The sequence below is a fragment of the Lysinibacillus sp. RS10 genome, assembly GCF_041956855.1.
Lineage (GTDB): Bacteria > Bacillota > Bacilli > Bacillales_A > Planococcaceae > Lysinibacillus > Lysinibacillus xylanilyticus_A.
Genome location: NZ_CP167122.1, coordinates 1,167,739 through 1,186,964, shown reverse-complemented (window position 1 = coordinate 1,186,964; position 19,226 = coordinate 1,167,739). Strand labels below are relative to the sequence as shown.

At 37.1% G+C, this 19,226-nt stretch carries 22 protein-coding genes; 8 read left to right on the top strand and 14 right to left on the bottom strand.

The genetic code is table 11. The annotated features are described in order from the left end of the window. Positions 1–17: 17 nt before the first annotated feature. Both ACB089_RS06080 and ACB089_RS06075 read right to left on the bottom strand, forming a co-directional pair. Positions 18–227: a hypothetical protein gene (locus ACB089_RS06080; RefSeq protein ID WP_374965676.1), complete on the bottom strand. Its 210-nt coding sequence runs from the start codon at positions 225–227 to the stop codon at positions 18–20. A 647-nt stretch (positions 228–874) separates the two neighbouring features. Continuing rightward, entirely contained in the window at positions 875–1,639 is a 765-nt protein-coding gene (locus ACB089_RS06075; protein WP_374965675.1) for a TrmH family RNA methyltransferase, read from the bottom strand. Positions 1,640–1,913: 274 nt separating this feature from the next. Here ACB089_RS06075 and ACB089_RS06070 point away from each other — a divergent pair, with 274 nt between their 5' ends. Further along, positions 1,914–2,309 carry a (deoxy)nucleoside triphosphate pyrophosphohydrolase gene (locus ACB089_RS06070; RefSeq protein WP_374965674.1) on the top strand — a complete coding sequence of 132 codons (396 nt, stop codon included), beginning with the start codon at positions 1,914–1,916 and terminating at the stop codon, positions 2,307–2,309. Between the two features lie 156 nt (positions 2,310–2,465). Here the strand turns inward: ACB089_RS06070 and ACB089_RS06065 are convergent, their stop codons facing one another. After that, complete coding sequence (locus ACB089_RS06065) at positions 2,466–3,815, bottom strand: FAD-binding oxidoreductase (RefSeq protein ID WP_374965673.1); 1,350 nt, start codon at positions 3,813–3,815, stop codon at positions 2,466–2,468. 167 nt (positions 3,816–3,982) lie between these two features. Between ACB089_RS06065 and ACB089_RS06060 the strand changes: the two genes are divergently transcribed. The 3 genes from ACB089_RS06060 to ACB089_RS06050 all read left to right on the top strand — a co-directional run bounded on the left by ACB089_RS06060 (position 3,983) and on the right by ACB089_RS06050 (position 5,984). Further along, positions 3,983–5,398 carry a LysM peptidoglycan-binding domain-containing protein gene (locus ACB089_RS06060; RefSeq protein ID WP_374965672.1) on the top strand — a complete coding sequence of 472 codons (1,416 nt, stop codon included), beginning with the start codon at positions 3,983–3,985 and terminating at the stop codon, positions 5,396–5,398. A 220-nt stretch (positions 5,399–5,618) separates the two neighbouring features. Further along, entirely contained in the window at positions 5,619–5,780 is a 162-nt protein-coding gene (locus ACB089_RS06055; RefSeq protein ID WP_368635654.1) for a YfhD family protein, read from the top strand. A gap of 12 nt (positions 5,781–5,792) precedes the next feature. Continuing rightward, on the top strand, positions 5,793–5,984 hold the full coding sequence (locus ACB089_RS06050) for an H-type small acid-soluble spore protein (protein ID WP_068983938.1): 192 nt from the start codon (positions 5,793–5,795) through the stop codon (positions 5,982–5,984). A 256-nt stretch (positions 5,985–6,240) separates the two neighbouring features. Here ACB089_RS06050 and ACB089_RS06045 read toward each other — a convergent pair whose 3' ends face one another. Both ACB089_RS06045 and ACB089_RS06040 read right to left on the bottom strand, forming a co-directional pair. Beyond that, the gene (locus ACB089_RS06045; protein ID WP_374965671.1) at positions 6,241–8,391 is read right to left on the bottom strand and encodes an EAL domain-containing protein; all 2,151 of its coding nucleotides are present in this window, start codon (positions 8,389–8,391) and stop codon (positions 6,241–6,243) included. 233 nt (positions 8,392–8,624) lie between these two features. Further along, complete coding sequence (locus ACB089_RS06040) at positions 8,625–9,149, bottom strand: sigma-70 family RNA polymerase sigma factor (protein WP_374965670.1); 525 nt, start codon at positions 9,147–9,149, stop codon at positions 8,625–8,627. Positions 9,150–9,385: 236 nt separating this feature from the next. Here ACB089_RS06040 and sspI point away from each other — a divergent pair, with 236 nt between their 5' ends. Both sspI and ACB089_RS06030 read left to right on the top strand, forming a co-directional pair. Further along, positions 9,386–9,595, top strand: coding sequence for a small acid-soluble spore protein SspI (gene sspI / locus ACB089_RS06035; protein WP_068983940.1), 210 nt, complete (start codon positions 9,386–9,388; stop codon positions 9,593–9,595). 78 nt (positions 9,596–9,673) lie between these two features. Further along, positions 9,674–11,053, top strand: coding sequence for an FAD-binding oxidoreductase (locus ACB089_RS06030; protein WP_374965669.1), 1,380 nt, complete (start codon positions 9,674–9,676; stop codon positions 11,051–11,053). A gap of 284 nt (positions 11,054–11,337) precedes the next feature. Here the strand turns inward: ACB089_RS06030 and argF are convergent, their stop codons facing one another. Next, the gene (gene argF / locus ACB089_RS06025; RefSeq protein WP_368635650.1) at positions 11,338–12,303 is read right to left on the bottom strand and encodes an ornithine carbamoyltransferase; all 966 of its coding nucleotides are present in this window, start codon (positions 12,301–12,303) and stop codon (positions 11,338–11,340) included. Positions 12,304–12,795: 492 nt separating this feature from the next. On the opposite strand from argF, the gene ACB089_RS06020 reads away from it, so the two are divergent. Continuing rightward, positions 12,796–13,791: a serine hydrolase domain-containing protein gene (locus tag ACB089_RS06020; protein WP_374965668.1), complete on the top strand. Its 996-nt coding sequence runs from the start codon at positions 12,796–12,798 to the stop codon at positions 13,789–13,791. 203 nt (positions 13,792–13,994) lie between these two features. Here ACB089_RS06020 and ACB089_RS06015 read toward each other — a convergent pair whose 3' ends face one another. The 4 genes from ACB089_RS06015 to ACB089_RS06000 all read right to left on the bottom strand — a co-directional run bounded on the left by ACB089_RS06015 (position 13,995) and on the right by ACB089_RS06000 (position 16,601). Then, positions 13,995–14,315, bottom strand: coding sequence for a hypothetical protein (locus ACB089_RS06015; RefSeq protein ID WP_374965667.1), 321 nt, complete (start codon positions 14,313–14,315; stop codon positions 13,995–13,997). Positions 14,316–14,327: 12 nt separating this feature from the next. Then, positions 14,328–14,744, bottom strand: coding sequence for a hypothetical protein (locus ACB089_RS06010; RefSeq protein ID WP_374965666.1), 417 nt, complete (start codon positions 14,742–14,744; stop codon positions 14,328–14,330). Positions 14,745–14,931: 187 nt separating this feature from the next. Beyond that, complete coding sequence (locus ACB089_RS06005; RefSeq protein WP_374965665.1) at positions 14,932–16,020, bottom strand: M42 family metallopeptidase; 1,089 nt, start codon at positions 16,018–16,020, stop codon at positions 14,932–14,934. Positions 16,021–16,115: 95 nt separating this feature from the next. Further along, the gene (locus tag ACB089_RS06000; protein ID WP_374965664.1) at positions 16,116–16,601 is read right to left on the bottom strand and encodes a dUTP diphosphatase; all 486 of its coding nucleotides are present in this window, start codon (positions 16,599–16,601) and stop codon (positions 16,116–16,118) included. 103 nt (positions 16,602–16,704) lie between these two features. Between ACB089_RS06000 and ACB089_RS05995 the strand changes: the two genes are divergently transcribed. Next, entirely contained in the window at positions 16,705–17,097 is a 393-nt protein-coding gene (locus tag ACB089_RS05995; RefSeq protein ID WP_374965663.1) for a sigma-w pathway protein ysdB, read from the top strand. 126 nt (positions 17,098–17,223) lie between these two features. Here the strand turns inward: ACB089_RS05995 and ACB089_RS05990 are convergent, their stop codons facing one another. From ACB089_RS05990 to infC, 4 genes are all read right to left on the bottom strand, one after another. Next, entirely contained in the window at positions 17,224–17,484 is a 261-nt protein-coding gene (locus ACB089_RS05990) for a DUF1294 domain-containing protein (RefSeq protein ID WP_374965662.1), read from the bottom strand. Positions 17,485–17,623: 139 nt separating this feature from the next. Then, a complete protein-coding gene (rplT, locus tag ACB089_RS05985) occupies positions 17,624–17,983 on the bottom strand; it encodes a 50S ribosomal protein L20 (protein ID WP_049667524.1) in 360 nt (119 codons plus the stop codon). 59 nt (positions 17,984–18,042) lie between these two features. Then, the gene (rpmI, locus tag ACB089_RS05980) at positions 18,043–18,243 is read right to left on the bottom strand and encodes a 50S ribosomal protein L35 (RefSeq protein ID WP_004226312.1); all 201 of its coding nucleotides are present in this window, start codon (positions 18,241–18,243) and stop codon (positions 18,043–18,045) included. A 31-nt stretch (positions 18,244–18,274) separates the two neighbouring features. Continuing rightward, the gene (gene infC / locus ACB089_RS05975; RefSeq protein WP_024363824.1) at positions 18,275–18,778 is read right to left on the bottom strand and encodes a translation initiation factor IF-3; all 504 of its coding nucleotides are present in this window, start codon (positions 18,776–18,778) and stop codon (positions 18,275–18,277) included. Positions 18,779–19,226: the final 448 nt, after the last annotated feature.

Here is a 19,226-nt window from a genome sequence, read left to right as displayed (position 1 = left end):
ATAAAATCAATTTCGCCTTAGCGTAATTGTAGCTGACACTTCGCTTTCGCTACAGAAAACATTTGCCGCTGTCGCTTTGCTTTCGCGCAGAAAACATTTGTAGCTGACACTTCGCTTTCGCTACAGAAAACATTTGTTGCTGTCGCTTTGCTTTCGCACAGATAAACAATGCTTCCGGATTTTGAATTGTGCCCAGGCCTGCCGAGGGCCGACACGATGTCGGTCATTTCGGTAATGCCACAGGACGTGGCGTTCTTACCGGTGCAGGTCAGTTATCCGTTTTCGCAGGATGCGAAGGTTTTAGGCTAACATTCTTATTCATTCCTTTGAAAATCCGTGACATCCACTACTTTGATGGCATAAAAAAACTCGCCCCTAAAAAAGGGACGAGGACATTTCGCGGTACCACCCTAGTTATTGCATGGCAAACTCCAAGCAATCACTTCATTGACATAACGACTAGATTAAAGCCGGCATACCTTTACAGCTTGTTGCTGGTCCCGGTAGCTGCTCGCAGGATGAATTCAAAACTGCATTGGTACGGCGTTGGCTCTCAATCTCCGGCCTACGCTCCCTGTCGTCCATTCACAATCTTTACTACTTCCCGGTCAAAGCATTTTTGTATTCAAACTTACATTTTACATGTGATTATACAATACTATACCAATTCAAATCAAGAGCCATGTGCCTATTGCCATCGATATCGATGGTTCTATCGGTAATTTTAGGCTCCTCACCATAATGTGTGGTTGATTTCCGTTCTGACTGTGCGCTTTGTTGCTGTCGCTTCGCTTTCGCACAGAGCTTCCTGAGGGCGTCCAGCCATACGATTTCACCATATTCTTGCAATTACAGGTGTGATCGCAATTATTAACTACTTAACAAATCCATATAAAACGATTCCCGTTGCCACTGCTACATTTAAAGACTCCGCTTGGCCAAAAATTGGGATAATAATATTTTGATCTGTCATTGAAAGTAACTGCGGCTGAATCCCACTACCTTCATTCCCCATCATTATAGCGAATGCACCCGTATGCTCAATATCACTATATACAACCGCCTCTTCATCTAAAGCAGTTCCAAATACTGGTACACCATTATCCTGTAACTGCTCAATCCATTCCTCTAAATCACCTCGGAGGACAGGAATATGGAAATGTGAGCCCTGTGCAGAGCGAAGCGTTTTAGGATTATATAAATCGGCACAACCTTTACCTAGTATGACTGCATCTAAGCCAGCAGCATCCGCTGTGCGAATCATCGTTCCAATATTCCCTGGATCTTGGACAGCATCAATAAGTAGTACTTTGCGCCATGAAACCATTACATCTTGTTCTAACAAAGGCTGCTTACAAACTGCAAATACACCTTGAGACGTCTCCGTTTCAGCAAATTCCTTGGCAACAGCCGCTGTTATTTCAACAATGGCTACATGGTCAATCGGCCAAAGCATTGGTAAATCTACACCTTCACGTACAATTAACTGTAGCACCTGTTCCTTATTTTTTAATGCTTCCTCTACCAAATGGAATCCTTCTACTATGAATTCTCCAGATCTTTCACGCTCTTTACGTGTTGTTGCTAGTTTCTTCCAATATTTCACTAACGAATTTTGCGTAGATTCAATTTTTTTCATCGTAACTCGTACCGCCTTTTTCCTTTTTACTGTTCATTATTATACAGTAGAAAATGACAAATTACATAGTCATGCAAAAAACAGTTTAATTGTTAAAAGTTCATTCTTTTATAATCACCTTTTCTTTAATGAGCGAAGTGGAATTATCACTCCTAGATAATTCTAAAATTACAGAAATATATGTTATAATTTTCAATATTTTAGAAAAACAAACCGATTCCCATTTAGGGTGATGGCTAGAGTAAAAAAGAAATAATATAAGGGTGAAAATAGAATGAAAAAAAATGTACATGTAGTAGGCGCCATTATTGAAAATGATAAGCATGAATTTTTTTGTGCGTTAAGAAATCCTACTATGGTATTAGCGAATTATTGGGAATTCCCTGGTGGTAAAATCGAAGAGGGTGAAACGCCTGAACAAGCTTTATCTCGTGAAATATTAGAGGAATTTAATTGTTCTATTCAAGTTGGGGAAAAAATTGAGGACACCATTTATGAATACGAAAAATTTATAGTACGCTTAGAAACATTTAAAGCGTCGATTATAAAGGGAGAGCCGGTCATGCTAGAACATGCTGAAATTAGATGGGTTCCTCGAAATGAACTTCTAAATCTTAATTTTGCTCCCGCTGATCTTCCAGCAATCAATAAAATACTTACCGAAAAATAGTAGGGATAGAGTGAAACTTTAATCAGTGGGGTTCTTCATCCCCCACTGATTAATAGTCTTCACCAGTCGGTCCTTTATGAGCAGTTAATGTAGGAGAAAAGAGCAACAATGTTTGTTACCCCTCTGCATGCTGCTTTTTCTTTTATAGACTCTCATCTAAAACCATTTTTTATTTGGCGGAATACTTTGAGGAAAATGAAATACATTAAACGGATCGTATTTTCCCTTTACTTCTCTAAGCATTCTAAGATTACGACCATAATAGGCAGTTGGCCAATCCTTTATATAACGATCAGGGAAATTCACATAATCTCCAACAGTGAAAGGTGACAAAGCCCGTCTTAAATTCTCGACCCACTGAATATTTTTTTCTTCTTCTTTAGCCTTTTCCCATGAGGTAATATACTCCTGAGCAATTAAAGCATTTCTATAATAATAAGCTGTTCGGCTTGACGCAATTTGACTTACCGCGCCTCTAAGAGATTGCTGCCAAATGGTCGTATTTCTATTTGGAGCGTTAGATAAAAATTCTTTCATTTGTACAATGGCAGCATGAGGGAATGGCCTTTCAATAAAGGATCCTGACCTTTTACGAAGGGCTGGTTTGTTGCCGCTCGGTAAGTCGAAAAATTCTACAGCTTTAATATAAGGTACTTCCTTTATCCATATATTCGTTGGTGACCCTGTTTTCCTCAATGGACGGAGTAGTTTCTTTAACTCAGATGCTGTACCTATAAACTCACCTTGAGCAACAATATCACCCACTTGCTTAGATTTAAGCTCAATTTGTGAGGTCAAGCGTTCATCTGTATAAGGTGCCCATTTTTGCCATGCGTCAAAGGCTCGTTCAAAATCTTCCCATCCCCATGTAATGGAGAAAATCGATACGTTAGAAATAGGATGCAATTTAAATGTAAGAGCTGTAACGATGCCAAAATTCCCACCGCCCCCGCCACAACTTGCCCAAAATAAATCACTATTTTTCTGCTTGTCAGCTTGGATTACTTCAGCCCCTTCATGGCCACTTGCAACAACCATTTCAAGTTCCAGTAAATTGTCACATGTTAGCCCAAATGGACGCGATAGCATGCCAATTCCCCCACCAAGCGTCAAACCAACAACCCCTACACTCCCTTCAGTTCCTGCCGGGATTGTAAAACCATTTTCCCATAATACCCGATATACTTCTCCTAAATTAGCACCTGCTTCAATTTTCGCTGTCATATCTTGCTGGTTAATTGTTATTTCATTCATATCACTAACATCTATAACAAGACCTTCATTTAATATTGAATAATTTTCATAGCTATGTCTCCCACTTCTGATTCGAAATGGTTCATTATTTTCTCTCGCCCATCTTAATGCGTTGATAACGTCTTTCTTATGTCGACAAAATACAATGATACTCGGAAATTTGGGATCATTTAAGTTATTATTTGTTCTTGCTTGCTTATAGTCCGGATCTTTAGGGGTAACAATTCTTCCTGTGAGCTTTACTTTCTTCAAAATACAGCTCCTCTCTCAAATGATGCAATGCAATGTTTTATCCTATGCTTATCACTTGGAAAGAATATGAAGATTGAAATTTTTATCACTTAAAAATTAAAGATAAATGCTCATTCTCTTTATTCATACATATGATGCTATATTGAAACCACCTAGGAGGTGTTCTAATGATTATTCATGTGGTGAGTGCTGGTGAAACCCTTTGGCAAATTGCAAACCACTATTCCGTACCTATCAATTCCATTATCCAATTAAACGCATTATCTCATCCAAATCAATTAGTCATCGGACAATCACTCGTGATCCCCTCTCCTTATACAACTCATACGGTAAAAAGGGGCGACACTTTATGGTCAATTGCTCAACAATATAGTGTGCCTATTCAATCAATTATCACAGAAAATCATTTAACAAATCCAGATGTTTTAACACCTGGAACTAAGCTCGTAATTCCACCTATTACACATATCGTGCAGCCTGGAGAGACACTATCGCAAATTGCCAATCAATATGGTACGACCGTTCAAGCAATCGTTGTGGAAAATGGAATTACAAACCCAAATATGATTTATGCTGGCACACGTTTGATTATTCCAAGAGCTAAGCCTTCCATTGAAGTAAATGCTTATACGTATCAAAAGCCTGAAGAAGCTGTTCGTTCGATTAACGCAATCGGTCATCTTCTTACTTATTTTAGCCCATTTGCTTACATGATTAAGGAGGATGGATCTTTACAGCCTGTAGAAGATAAAGAAATGCTTGATGCAGCTATTGCCAAAAACATTACACCTATGTTAACTCTGACGAATTTCTCTTCTACAGAAGCAGGCTCCAACTTAGCGCATGTTATTTTATCTAGTGCAGCATTACAGGAAAAGGTCATCAACAATGCCCTGCAAGTGATGGAAGAGAAAGGCTATAAAGTATTAAATATTGATTTTGAAAATGTACTTCCAGCAGATCGGGAAAATTACAATGACTTTCTTCAGTTAGCTGTTGACCGTCTTCACCCAAAAGGATTCCTAGTCTCAACGGCACTTGCACCAAAGACGAGCGCAACCCAGGCAGGAACATTATATGAGGCACATGATTATGAGGCACACGGAAGAATTGCAGATTTTGTAATTTTAATGACATATGAGTGGGGCTATCGACTTGGTCCACCACAAGCTATTTCACCCATTAATGAAATGCGAAAAGTTGTAGAATATGCTTTATCAGTAATGCCTGCTGACAAAATATTTTTAGGTTTTCAAATTTATGCTCGCGATTGGCTTTTGCCGCATGTTAAAGGGCAAGAAGCAGAAACATTCAGTTCTCAAGAAGCCATAAACAGAGCTGTAAAATATGGCGCAATCATACAATATGATAGGATCGCACAATCACCTTATTTTCGTTATGTTGATGAACAAGGTAGAAATCATGAGGTATGGTTTGAAGATGCTAGAAGTGCACAAGCTAAGTTTGACATGGTGAAGCAATATAATCTCCGAGGTATTAGTTATTGGGCATTAGGTTTTCCTTTCCCACAAAATTGGGCACTATTAAATAATGATTTTACCGTCAAAAAGGTTTCTTTATAAATAAAATACGACTCATCATCCAAAGTTGGAGATGACATTGGCTACATCAAATACTAATTATAAAAGTAAGCTTAGTTTACGCAGTTAAGGATTTTCTATTAACACAAAAATGATTTAGACATGTCTACATTAACCCTTGCTCTTCCCCAGTTTTTCCTATTATAAAAAAATCAATTGAAAGCCATATTAAGAAATATCAAAGCGAAAGGAGAAACTAAACATGGGAAGAGACAATAAGCAAGGGCAAAGCGCCAACAAAGGGTCATTGCCTCAAACACCGAAAAATCAAAAAATAGCGCCAAACAAAGTTAGTGAAGAATTTTCTCAAGAGTTTATGGACCTTATTAATTCAGTTACTAAAGAAAAAAAGACAAAAAAATAAGGGGTACAACAAGTGGATTATAAACGTGCACAAGAAATTGTCGCCTCTCCATCAGAATATGAAGTAAGCTATAATGGCGTATCCGTCTGGATTGACAAGCTTCATGATGATGGTAAAACAGCAACTGTTCATTTACGTCGTTCTTTAGAGGAACGTTCCGAAGTAGACGTAGGAGAATTAAAGGAAGAATACCTCGCGCATTAAAACCTCATAATAAAAATCTGCTTACTTACAGTGTGTGAAGTAAGCAGATTTTTTCTTTTTGAAAAATACATATCGCCAATACAAATCCATTAAACGGAAGTAACGGCAACAGCACCGATGTTGGTTACGAAGGCGTTATCACAGGACGTGATGGTTTCAGCCTTCGTTCCTCTGACGCTGATCCCCAAGGAGTCGCCCAATCTCCACTAATCAACTATATGCATGACATAAGTTTTAACAAATGTCATCCACAACTTTAAATGATGTAATCCTCTTCATATTTCATCCCTGTTAAAATATCACTTGCTCGATTGTGTAAGTCTTTGTAGTTATTCGCAATCTGTTCAGCAGAAATCGGCTTACTAAATAAATAGCCCTGAATATAATCGCAATCACCCTCAATTAAAAAAGCAAGCTGCTCGACTTCTTCAATTCCTTCGGCAACAACCTTTAATCGTAAATGCTTCGCCATTGATAAAATCATAGAAACGAGTGCTTCATCATTTGGATTATGCTGAATATTTCGAACAAACGCACGGTCAATTTTTAAGCAATCAATTGGAAAATCTTTGAGATACGAAAGCGACGAATACCCTGTTCCAAAGTCATCGACAGCAATTTGGATACCAATTGCCTTTAATTCATGAAGTAGCTGTGTCATTTGATCGATATTCATCGTCATACTTTCCGTAATTTCTAATTGTAAATAGTTTGGCTCTAAATTTGTACGTTGTAAAATTTCTTGTACCATTTGCACTAAATCTTGTTGGAATAATTGACCAAGAGATAAATTAACAGCAACCTTCATTGGTGGCAGACCTTGCTTCTCCCATGTCTTCGCTTGAGAGCATGCTGTCTCTAAAATCCATTTCCCTAATGGAATAATTAGTCCAGATTCTTCCGCAATCGGGATAAACACCCCCGGTGAAACAAACCCACGTGTTGGATGACGCCACCGCACTAGTGCTTCGACCGATTCAATTTTACTAGTTTTTAAATTTACCTGTGGCTGAAAATCTAAATAAAATTCTTCATTAGCTAATGCCTTATGGAGCTCTTGCTCAATTAATATACGGTCAGCAATGCCATTTGACATATATGGCTTATAGAAAAGAAATCTTTGAGGCATTTGACTTGCTTCTCGCATCGCTAACTGAGCATGCATTAAAAGCTCTTCACCTGAGCAATTCTCATCATGCAGGGCAATTCCAAAATTAAGATTTCCGTTGAGAGAAAATAATTGCACTTGTAACGGTTTTTTCATAGCATCCTTCAAGTTAAAGCAAAATTGTAATAGCTCTTCACTTGTTGTTACATGATCAATATAAATAATAAACTGCCCCTCACGAAGCTTGGTTGCATAATAATGAGGTGGTAATATAGCTTGTATTCTCTTAGCCACAAGCTTCATCATTTCATTGGAATAGCTAATACCTATAGACGAGCGGATGGCTGCAAGGCGATCAATCTCAATTGCAATGATTGCTTTTTGATGGTTAGTGGCATGTAAATCCTCTTTTAAGGTTTTTAATAATAGATGCTCATTCGGGAGCCCTGTAATATCATCATGAAAAGCTTGAAAACGTAACTCCTGCTGCGAATACTCAAGGTCTTGCTTTATTTTTAATAATTGCTGATACGGTTTTTCGACCGATGTATAATATATTGCTTTTAGGAAAAAGTAGAATGCAAAAAATTGATAAATAAGTGCTGAAAAACCCCAAATAGATTCCCTATCTTTAATGAAAACAAAGAAAATATCACTAATAATTAAATAAATCGCAGCGCTATTTAGCCATATTTCTCGTTTTGGCAACTGTTTTATATACTTACTTAAAATCACGATCGTTGTACCTTGTAAAACAGCAGACAACAAATGGACAATAGTCTTAACTTTATTCAACAATGGTTCTTCAAGCAAGAAATAGGTTGAAGAGCAATATACTATTACAAAACTCAACAATACAAATAGTAAGGAACTTCCATATGTATAAAAACGATCATTCATCATTAAGCGTTTTTTGGGCTTTAAAATAATAAAGAGAAAACCGATTGATAAGCACAATCGCATTATTAAATGTAAAAGCATATCCATATATTGTGTTTCAGCTATTGGATTTTGTGTAATAACTAAGCTCACTATTTCCAACAAGGCGACGACAAAAAATAAATTACCTATGTATAATATTTGATTTGATAATAAGTGTGGAAAAATGAGCCAAGATTGAATAGCGATTGCCATCGTACAAACAATAATTAGTATTTGTATAATCAAATCCAAGTATATGTAGCTTTCTTCCTTAAAAATACCGAATATCCAATCACTTATACCTAATAGTGGTATAACTAGCAATAATGGCCATACTATATACCAAACCTCTTTCTTTCCTAGTTCTAATTGATTCAACAAAAACCCTCCATACCCAAAATATATCTTTAAATAGGTAATTTTATCTACCTAAAGGAGACTCTTCATCAAAATATGTATCTGACTACACATTCTACGGAAATCACCTCACATGATGGTGATAAGCCTTTTTATTAATTTCTTACAAATCATAACACTTTTATGCCAAAACAAAAGTATGCCAATATTCATTTTCCATTTTGATATTAGCATACTTTTGATGTTTTATCGCTCTATTCTTCTCTAGAAGATAACCGTTCACGCAGTTTAATCATTATTCTTGTGCGTCTTTTTTTAACTGCATCTACAGATAAACCTAGTTCTTTAGCTATTTCCGAGTAACTATAACCTTCTACATAAAAAAGTAGTAATATTTTTCTTTCTTCTTTTTTTAAACAGGACATAATACATTCTATATGAACGGGATTTCTCTTACTTATTTCATAATCACGAACATAATTTATCATTTCATTGTCCATAGGTGTATAATTCTTTAGAAATAGTCTCTCCTTTGAAAGTTCTTTTAAAATTTCTCCTTTGACGCATGTATAAATATAAGCAGAAAACAGCCCTTTTGATGGATCTGCTTTGCGCCAAGCCTCCCAAACAGCTATAGATGCTATGTGACGATAATATTCAAAATCCTTGTAAATTCGGCACTTTAATAAAATCGACGTGATCATTGGCTGGACAAATTCCAATACTTCTTCAAATGGTTGTTCAGGTGATAACTTTTGCTTATTACGCTGTGTTGTCATCCTATTTTCCTGTCGACTATGCACAGTCCATTATTCCTAGGTGCCTCTATCATAATTATTATACTACGAGTATGTCGAACAGCCCTTTTGACGATATGACTAGAGAGTTTTTATAAACTATACTTAATATTTATACATTACAACAGTACGATATTTCAGAAATCATATGTTTTTACTGGATTTCTATACATATTTCTAAAAAGGTTGGACAGATTACTACTAAGGAGGCGAAATAGATGAATTTTCAAATAAGAGATGCGATTACGACAAACGTACATGGTCAATCTGCGGCCGAATTCAAGGATATTGTCGAGGATGCTATTAGCCGTGGTGAAGAGCATTTACTGCCAGGGCTTGGTGTGTTTTTCGAAAAATGGTGGCAGCAATCTAGTCCTGCTGAGCAGGATGCATTTGTTCAAAAACTAGAAAAAGTCTTTGCTCACTAATTTTTTATAGACAGTTCATTCCATTTCCAATAAATGAGTGATAAAGTTTTATTTATCAGAAAATTTGGAGGGATTGGAATGACTGTTGCTGTAGAATTAATAGTAAATCAACTAAAAGAGGTTTTAATTGAAGAACAGGTGTCAATAAACGAAACAGTGCGACAGCTACATGGAAGGGACGAATCTCATCATTCAATGAGCTTACCAGATATCGTTGTCTTTCCTCGTTCCACGGCCGATGTCAGTGCCATCTTAAAAATTGCGCATGTGGAACGTGTACCCGTCGTACCTTTCGGTGTTGGCTCAAGCTTGGAAGGAAATGCAATTCCTATTGCAAATGGCATTTCTATCGATTTCTCTGAAATGAATACTATTTTAGAAATTCGACCAGATGACCTGCTAGTGAAAGTACAACCAGGTGTAACACGTGCCCAATTAAATAAAGAATTAAAAAAACATGGGCTTCAATTCACTGTTGATCCTGGTGCTGATGCTACACTTGGTGGAATGGCAGCGACAAATGCCAGCGGAACAACAGCAGTGCGCTATGGAGTGATGCGCGATCAAGTACGAGATTTAGAGGTTGTACTCGCAGATGGCTCAGTCATTCATACCGGTAGCTTAGCAGCAAAATCTTCTTCTGGTTATCACTTGAATGGCCTTTTCATTGGCTCTGAGGGTACTCTAGGTTGCTTTACAGAATTAACTTTACGAGTTTATGGTATACCTGAATTTGTCACTGCAGGACGCGCAGTTTTTGCGACAGTTGGCGATGCTGTCAGTGCAGTAACCGCATTGTTGCAGGCGGGTATTTCAATTGGTCGTGTTGAACTGGTCGATGAAGCCTCTATCAAACAAGCTAATATTTATAATGAAACATCCTATAATGAAAAACCAACACTATTTTTAGAATTTCACGGAAATGAAGCAGGTATGCATGCTGATATAGAATTTGCTAGCGAAATTTTTGAGGACTTTGGTTGTCTTTCTGTAGAATTTGAACAAGACAATGCAGCACGTAATAAGCTCTGGGAGGCGCGCCATTCATTGGCCTATGCATATATCCATGCCTATCCGGGGAAAAAGCTTATGTCGACTGACGTTTGTGTACCCATATCTATGCTTGCTGATTCTGTTTTATATGCTCGTGAACAGCTTGAGCAAGTTGATCTTGCAGGCGGAATTGTAGGTCATGTTGGAGACGGTAACTTCCATGCCCTGTTAATGTTAGATCCAAATGATGCTGAGGAACAAGCAAAAGCCGACCGCTTCAATGAACATATTGTCCAATATGCTCTACTACGAGGTGGCACTTGTACCGGTGAACATGGTGTTGGTATTGGAAAAATGAAATATCAGTCTACAGAGCATGGAACATCTCTATTGGTGATGAAGAGCATCAAGGCAGCACTTGACCCACATAATATTATGAATCCAGGGAAGATTTTCACTATGTAAACTTATTATCACTTTTAAACAAAGGAACCCGTTGGATATCGATGGGTTCCTTTTTATAGATCATCAAATGAATACCCGCTAAACAAGAAAAAAAGCAACCTAGCGTCTCCCAGGTTACTTTACTATGTAGCGATGTGGTCATCCACCTTGACAACATACATCGCGCGTGGCTAACATCCCTCTGTCTGCACACCACTGTTATGTTATTCTCATTGACACCCCCTGTTGCCAATGAGAACTCTATATATCTAGTACTTCTCAACCCGAGAAGTATATGTCACAAATTAAGCTAAAATTGATGCTAGAACCGCCTTCTGTGCGTGGAGTCTGTTTTCTGCTTGCTCAAAGATGTAAGAATTTGGACCATCAATAACAGATGCTGCTACTTCTTCTTCACGATGCGCTGGTAAACAGTGCAGGAACATGTAATTCGGCTTTGCGTATGCAACAAGTTCATCATTAATTTGGTAACCTGCAAAGTCTTCTAGACGTTTTGCCGTTTCCTCTTCTTGCCCCATTGACGTCCATACATCAGCGTACACTACATCCGCATGTAAAACCGCTTCTACAGGATCATTTGTGATTGTAATAGTACTACCATTTGCTGCCGCGATAGCCTGTGCTTTTGCAATCACCTCTGCATCACATTCATAGCCAACTGGCGTTGCAACTGCTACGTTCATTCCTACATGTGCAGAAGCTACCACTAATGAGTGCGCCACATTGTTGCCATCTCCAACATAGGCAATTTTAAGTCCCTTTAGTTCCCCTTTATGTTCAGCGATTGTTTCTAAATCAGCTAAAGCTTGGCATGGGTGATAGATATCCGTTAGTCCATTAATAACAGGTATAGATGCATGCTCTGCAAGCTCCTTCACCATAGCATGAGAATTTGCACGAATCATAATACCATCTAAATAGCCTGATAATACATGTGCTGTATCATAAATCGATTCACCACGACCAATTTGTAAATCACGCGCATGCATAAACATACCTTTTCCACCTAATTGATTCATGCCTACTTCAAATGAAATACGAGTACGAGTTGAATGTTTTTCAAAAATCATGCCGAGCGTCTTACCTTCTAGCAGCTTCGGACATTTCTCTTCTTTTGTAATTATTTTCAGCTGTGTTGCTAATTCAACTAACTGTTGAACTTCTTCACTTGTATAATCTAGCAAGGTTAGTAGGTCTTTACCCTTTAAGCTAGACACTAACTTTAACTGTACTTCCTCGAGTAATTTCATAGCATTCGCTCCTTATTTCGTTACTGTTGAATCAAGTATAGCATGCATAAATATAAAATCAACTGAATTTTTATGTTTATTTTCAAAAATTAGAATTCTTTCTTAAAATGTGACCAAAATGCGAATTATTGAATTTTTATTCATAAATCAATATTTTAATCCTCAGCATCACATTCCAGATAATTGCATTATTGTTATTCCATTTTTATAATTAAAATGGATTGATTATTTTAATGGTAAAATAAATGGATAAAGAGCTGGTACATCTTAGTAAGAGATTGTTAAAAAGATTGCAGAGAAGTGATTATCGAGTTAGATACACGAGGATTCTTTGTTTTCAGAAGCAAAAGGAAATGAAGCTTGCTATCGTTTATAAATATTATACAAAGCTTCAGAAAGAGGATTTGTTACATGGAAAATACATATTTTTGAAATTACATTCTATTATTTCAGATCAACAGAAAAATAAACGTTTGTAATGGAGGTATTATTGTGGATTTATATGATTTAAAAAAGGACATATTTAAAATTGCTTATCCCTTTATAAAAACTCGCCCAAATGTTGCTTTGTCCATCGGCATTATTGATCAAAACCAAGAAGCTACTTTTACTTTCAATGGCTCTAATTTTATGCTCGAAGAAAAGCCTTATGTATATGAGGTTGGGTCCATTTCTAAAGTTTTTACTACGTCAATATTAGGTGAAATGCTTCAGGAAGGTAAAGTTCATTTAGAAGATTCCATCAGCAACTATTTTTCTGCACTCCCTGATCATCACCCTGTGACGCTAAAACGTCTAGCAAATCATACATCAGGTCTGCCAGGTATAGGTGTGCTTAAAAATATTTACAATCTTTTTGATACTCAAACACCTCGTGATCCTTTTTGCCAATATTCACTGGACGAGACTATACATTATTTTAAAACACATACAAACGAGCCAAAAGTTAAGTTTAGATATTCAAATGTAGGCATGGGGCTTTTAGGGTATATTTTAGCCAATACGCTTCACACAGATTTTGAAACAGCCATCAAACAAAGAATTACAGATCCTTTAGATTTGCCAAATACATTTATTTCTATCCCTTCTGATAAAAAGGAGTTGATATTACAAGGATACGGTATTCGAGGGCATAAAAAGCCTCCTCTCCACATGAATAACTTTATGGCAGCAGGGGCAATCCGTTCAACTGTCGATGACCTATTAAAATTTATGAAAGCTCATTTAAGCGATGAAAATTTAGGCTATACATTCACACACCAAGCTACTGAAACTATTTCAAAAGATTTAAGTATTGGTTTAGGATGGCTTCTTGAGGACGATATTATTTGGCATAACGGTTCAACAAAAGGCTTCTCTAGTTATTTAGGATTTGATAAAACACAGCAAACAGGGGTCGTTGTTCTATCCAATTATCGATCGAATATATTGACAATAAATCCTGGACAAATTGGTAGAGATATATTAAAGCTTTTACAAGATGAATAGATACTTTATCTGAATACAAAATGAAATTCTTCGCTTTTCATTTTTATCGAGAGATTATGTATTTATCGACATAAAAAATACAAAACAGCCCTCAAACAAAAGAGGGCTGTTTTACTTATAATGCTTAGTCAAAAATAATTTTATTCACTGCATCACAGTTTAATTGTTGATTTTAATAACTTACAACAAATATTCAAATCACTTTACCAACCGCCACGATTCTGAATTTCGTCTGTTTTAGAATCAATGTTACGTGCAAATTCTTTCACTTTTTGTACAGAATCATCAATTTGACGCTTCGTTGTTTGAATGCGATTTGCTATGCTAATCAATTGCGAAGGTTCTGGTGGGCTTGGCTGATTCGCAAGCATCATCAATTCTTGTTGAATACCTTCGAAATTAATCCCAGCATTTGTAATCATGTCACAAGCTAAAGTGATTTGAGAAGCAGTGTGGTCTACTGAATCGGCAACTCGATGATTGTTATTCCAATTCGTTCGACCTCCACCCATATATGAATTCATCTTTCGCTCCCCCTATCCTTGTAGCTTATCTGTTAATTCGTCGATTTCAGTAATTTTTTTATTAACACTGTCAGTGAAGGAATCAATTTCATCCGTTAATTTATCAACGTCTTTTACATTGCGCTGAACTTCGGCTAAGTTATTTAATGCATTTTGCACTTTACCAGTAATCCCCATAGCTACGCTTTCTAGCATCGCTTTTACATGAGGCGGCGCATCTTGTCCAACTTGCGCTAGCAACATATCAACTTGTGGTTGAATTTCATTCAATGTAGTTTGAGCGTTAATTAATTCGCGTGAACAAGAATTCAATTCATTGTCGATTTTGTCCGAAGAACGGTCAATGTTCGCTTGAACATCTTTTATTTCACCTAACACCTTATCTATTTTATTACCAACTTCTCTTGCAGTAGATTTACTAATAATCATAATTACAAGTTCCTCCTAGAAAAAATATGTTTATTCATATATATTACCAAAAAACTCTTATTCTTCCTAGCACTATTCTCCAATTAGTAATTCAGATATATTTCTTTGATCTAATCAATGCGAAAAGCCTCCTAACATCCTAGTTAGAAGGCAAAAAGAATAGTTCAATTTAGTTCTTTATACTGTATTAGTCAAAAATAATCTTATTGACTGCATCACGGTCTAATTTTTTTATAACTTCTACCACTAATTTTACAGCATTATCATAATCATCACGATGTAAAATACCAGCATGTGAATGGATATAACGTGTAGCAATACCGATTGATAGAGCCGGCACACCATTAGCAGTAATGTGCATGGAGCCAGCATCTGTACCGCCACCAGCCATTGCTTCGAATTGGTATGGAATATTGTGCTCATCAGCCACGTCTAATACGAATTCACGTAAGCCACGATGTGATACCATTGAGGCATCGTAGACAACTATTTGTGGACCAGCGCCCATTTTACTAGTTGATTCTTTCGCAGTTACTCCTGGTGTGTCTCCTGCTACACCTACATCAACAGCAAAGCCAATATCTGGTTGGATTTTATGCGTAGCCGTTTTCGCACCACGAAGCCCTACTTCCTCTTGTACGTTCCCTACAGAATAAAGGATGTTAGGATGCTTTTCATTTTTCAAAGCTTTCATAACATCTATTGCAATTGCACAACCAATGCGGTTATCCCATGCTTTTGCTAATAGATACTTTTCGTTTTTCATCACATTAAATTCAAAATATGGTGTGACCATATCGCCAGGACGTACGCCCCATTCAAGTACTTCATCTTTTGAAGCTGCACCAACATCGATAAACATATCTTTAATGTCTACCACTTTGTTACGCACATCTGCTGGTAAAATATGAGGTGGTTTTGAACCAATAACCCCAATAATTTCATCGCCTTTACGTGTTGTAATTGTTACACGCTGCGCAAGCATAACCTGGCTCCACCAACCGCCTACAGTTTGGAATTTGATGAACCCTTTGTCATCGATTTGGGTAACCATGAAGCCTACTTCATCTAAATGACCGGCAACCATAATTTTAGGACCATTTTCATCGCCAACTTTTTTAGCAATGACGCTTCCTAAATTATCTGTTTCAACTGAGTCTGCAAATGGTGCAATGTATTTTTTCATAACCTCACGTGGTGCACGTTCATTACCTGCAATACCATTCGCATCCGTTAAATCTTTAAACATTTGTAATGTTGGATCTAGTTGTGTCATCCTTTTTCCTCCTGCTTCTTGTATCCCCTCTATTATACTTCGTTTACCGAAATATTCCTAGCCTAAATCGTCTGAAAATTGGTGTATTTCTTACTTTAATATCCTGAACGCTGACGATTATAATTCTCTTCATTTTTCTCAATATAGGCCCCTACAACGTCCTCAAACGTAAAGCCTAGATTGTACGCAAGTAATCCATAGCATTGCCAAATAGCTAAATAACTATCCTCTGTTGGTTGACTAATAAACTTTAAAATATAGTCCTGTGTCATTAAAAATGTCTCTGTTAAATCTCGCTTCTCTTCAATTACTGGCCATTTTTCTATCGCTGTATAACCTTTTAATAGGCCAAGTGATAATATAAAATGAATCGAATCCACATATTCCTCTAAAATCACATCACGCTCTGAGGGTCCCTTTGTGCTCCAAAACTTAAAGCAACGTGTTTCATTAGCAAGTTCACCCAGCTCTACCATTAATGCTAAACCTTTTTCTTTAAATACATCACGATCAATTTTTTGTGTTTTCTCGATGAAATCATCAAGCTCTTTCTGCATTTTATACAAATGTTGTAAATTCATTTTTTTCTCCTAAATTTCTTAAAAATATTTATAAAAAGTGAAACTAATTGCCCCCTCCAATCGTATAGGAGGGAATAACCTTTCTTCAAGGGGGAAATTGAAAATGTTGCCATTACTTATTCGACTTGCTGTTATTGCGCTTATTATCTATGTATTTTATAAAGCGATTCGTTATATAACCGATCCTAAGCGAAAACTTGATGAAGCCTATGAAAGAGGCCACTATTATTTTTATGATGACGTCAAAAATGTCCGAAAAAATTTCTTTATCTCTTATAAGGGTACTCTTTTCGAAGGTGAAAAATACCTTGGTACTACCGATGATGCCTTTGAAGTTGTTACGATTTTTGTTGGCGCCCGTGACGCCGCTACACTGCAAGGTTTTTCGAGAAAAGACTTTGAATACCTACAGCAGGAAATCCTATTGAACTATCCAAGCGCAAAAATAAACTGGAAACAACCCATTGAAAAGCTTATGCACAACACATCCTCATGATGAGGATGTGTTTTTTATATATCGCAACATTTTTACGATTTATCGGAAACATTTTAGGCTTTATCGGAATATTTTCGAGATTTATCGGAAACTTTTTAAGTTTTATCGGAATATTTTTGCGTTTTTTCACCAGATTTGTACGATGATAAAAATTTGAATAGCCGCTAGTAACGGGAATCCAAATGCAAAACTGTTATGGCGTGTTTTATGACGGAATAAATACATTCCTAGTACGCCACCTACTGCACCACCAGCAATTGCTAATGTAAATAACGTACGTTCAGCAATACGCCATTCATGCTTTTTCGCTTTTGATTTATCCATACCCATCATCACGAGCAGAACTATAGAAACAACTGCCATATAACCTAATAATGCTTGTCCCATTGAGTACTCCTTTATTTTTACTATTTACTACTACTCTAACACAAAAAAAGACTGACGGATAAGTCCATCAGTCTTGTAAGAAATTTTGCACCTGTCGCTTCGCTTTCGGTGCAGAAATAATTTTTAACTTCGTCAAAAATTATTTAGCTACTGCTTTTTTAGCAGATTCAGCTAATTGAGTGAATGCTGCTGCATCAGTTACAGCTAGGTCAGCTAACATTTTACGGTTAACTTCGATACCAGCAACTTTTAAACCGTGCATTAAACGGCTGTATGAAAGACCGTTCATGCGAGCAGCTGCGTTGATACGAGTGATCCATAATTTACGGAAATCACGTTTTTTCTGACGACGGTCACGGTATGCATATTGACCTGACTTCATTACTGCTTGGTTTGCAACTTTGTATAATGTATGTTTTGAACCATAGTAACCTTTAGCTAATTTTAAAACCTTTTTACGACGCTTGCGCGTCACTGTTCCGCCTTTTACGCGTGGCATATGAATTACCTCCTGCTTTTCATTTAAAAATGAATGTTAGTATTTTGTTTGTAGTCAAATTATTTCATGTAAACAAGTAATGATTTGATGCGTTTGAAGTCACCAGATGAAACGATGTTTGCTTTACGTAGGTGACGTTTTTGTTTTGTAGATTTGTTTGCGAATAAGTGGCTTCCATAAGCACGGTCATATTTTAATTTACCTGAACCCGTTTTTTTGAAACGTTTCGCAGCTCCACGGTGAGTTTTCATTTTTGGCATGTCGAATTCCTCCTAAACTGTTCGTCTAATATTATTTCTCGTTCTTTGGTTGAAGAACTAAGAACATGCTTCGGCCTTCCATCTTCGGTTTTTGTTCAACCGTCGATACTTCAGCACAAGCTTCAGCAAAACGATCTAATACACGTTGACCAATGTCTTTGTGTGTAATCGCACGACCTTTGAAACGTAGGCTACATTTTACTTTATCGCCTTTTTCAAGGAATTTAATCGCATTACGTAGCTTCGTTTGGAAATCATGCTCATCGATTGTTGGGCTCAGACGAACCTCTTTCATTACGATGACCTTTTGATTTTTACGAATTTCACGGTCTTTCTTTTGCTGTTCAAACTTAAATTTACCATAGTCCATGATACGAGCGACTGGCGGCTTGGCTTGAGGGGCCACAAGGACAAGATCCAAGTTTACACGAGTGGCGATTTCTAGCGCTTCGTTACGTGTCTTTACACCAAGCTGGTCACCATTGTGATCGATTAATCGAAGTTCACGTGCGCGAATGCCTTCGTTTACATACATGTCTTTGCTAATAGTAATCCACCTCCAAGTAGTTGTCGCGAATACATGGTTTGGGCAAAGCCTTGCCCGGTTGAACGGTACATCCTCTTGTCATGTCCATAAAAAAAGGACGGACACTTGAAGATGTCCGCCCGCTATATGTGCATGCGCAAGTCAGCGCAAAACAATTCAACGTGTCATACCTGTTCACAGCCTAAAAGCGTTGTATCAGGTGAGAAGCGGGCAGCCTCTACTTCAACCACAAACTTTGTATTCATTAACCTTAACTATATTAACATGTACTACATAAGCTGTCAAATGTTTATTTAAATTATTTCTAATAAAATAACTTAAAAATTTATTTTCTAGACTTAAGATAGAAGTTAAAATTCTTCACTAAAGCATATGCTTGTCAGCGATTTCTACACTCTTTCAGAGGACAAGCAGCGAGTCGCCTCCTCCGCCACAT

Bases quoted from the DNA above. Each gene is read 5' to 3' on its own strand.
- ACB089_RS06080 (WP_374965676.1), bottom strand. From the start codon at position 227: ATGACCGACATCGTGTCGGCCCTCGGCAGGCCTGGGCACAATTCAAAA.
- ACB089_RS06075 (WP_374965675.1), bottom strand. From the start codon at position 1,639: ATGAAAAAAATTGAATCTACGCAAAATTCGTTAGTGAAATATTGGAAG.
- ACB089_RS06070 (WP_374965674.1), top strand. From the start codon at position 1,914: ATGAAAAAAAATGTACATGTAGTAGGCGCCATTATTGAAAATGATAAG.
- ACB089_RS06060 (WP_374965672.1), top strand. From the start codon at position 3,983: ATGATTATTCATGTGGTGAGTGCTGGTGAAACCCTTTGGCAAATTGCA.
- ACB089_RS06055 (WP_368635654.1), top strand. From the start codon at position 5,619: ATGGGAAGAGACAATAAGCAAGGGCAAAGCGCCAACAAAGGGTCATTG.
- ACB089_RS06040 (WP_374965670.1), bottom strand. From the start codon at position 9,149: ATGACAACACAGCGTAATAAGCAAAAGTTATCACCTGAACAACCATTT.
- sspI (WP_068983940.1), top strand. From the start codon at position 9,386: ATGAATTTTCAAATAAGAGATGCGATTACGACAAACGTACATGGTCAA.
- ACB089_RS06030 (WP_374965669.1), top strand. From the start codon at position 9,674: ATGACTGTTGCTGTAGAATTAATAGTAAATCAACTAAAAGAGGTTTTA.
- argF (WP_368635650.1), bottom strand. From the start codon at position 12,303: ATGAAATTACTCGAGGAAGTACAGTTAAAGTTAGTGTCTAGCTTAAAG.
- ACB089_RS06015 (WP_374965667.1), bottom strand. From the start codon at position 14,315: ATGAATTCATATATGGGTGGAGGTCGAACGAATTGGAATAACAATCAT.
- ACB089_RS06010 (WP_374965666.1), bottom strand. From the start codon at position 14,744: ATGATTATTAGTAAATCTACTGCAAGAGAAGTTGGTAATAAAATAGAT.
- ACB089_RS06005 (WP_374965665.1), bottom strand. From the start codon at position 16,020: ATGACACAACTAGATCCAACATTACAAATGTTTAAAGATTTAACGGAT.
- ACB089_RS06000 (WP_374965664.1), bottom strand. From the start codon at position 16,601: ATGAATTTACAACATTTGTATAAAATGCAGAAAGAGCTTGATGATTTC.
- ACB089_RS05995 (WP_374965663.1), top strand. From the start codon at position 16,705: ATGTTGCCATTACTTATTCGACTTGCTGTTATTGCGCTTATTATCTAT.
- ACB089_RS05990 (WP_374965662.1), bottom strand. From the start codon at position 17,484: ATGGGACAAGCATTATTAGGTTATATGGCAGTTGTTTCTATAGTTCTG.
- rplT (WP_049667524.1), bottom strand. From the start codon at position 17,983: ATGCCACGCGTAAAAGGCGGAACAGTGACGCGCAAGCGTCGTAAAAAG.
- rpmI (WP_004226312.1), bottom strand. From the start codon at position 18,243: ATGCCAAAAATGAAAACTCACCGTGGAGCTGCGAAACGTTTCAAAAAA.
- infC (WP_024363824.1), bottom strand. From the start codon at position 18,778: ATGTATGTAAACGAAGGCATTCGCGCACGTGAACTTCGATTAATCGAT.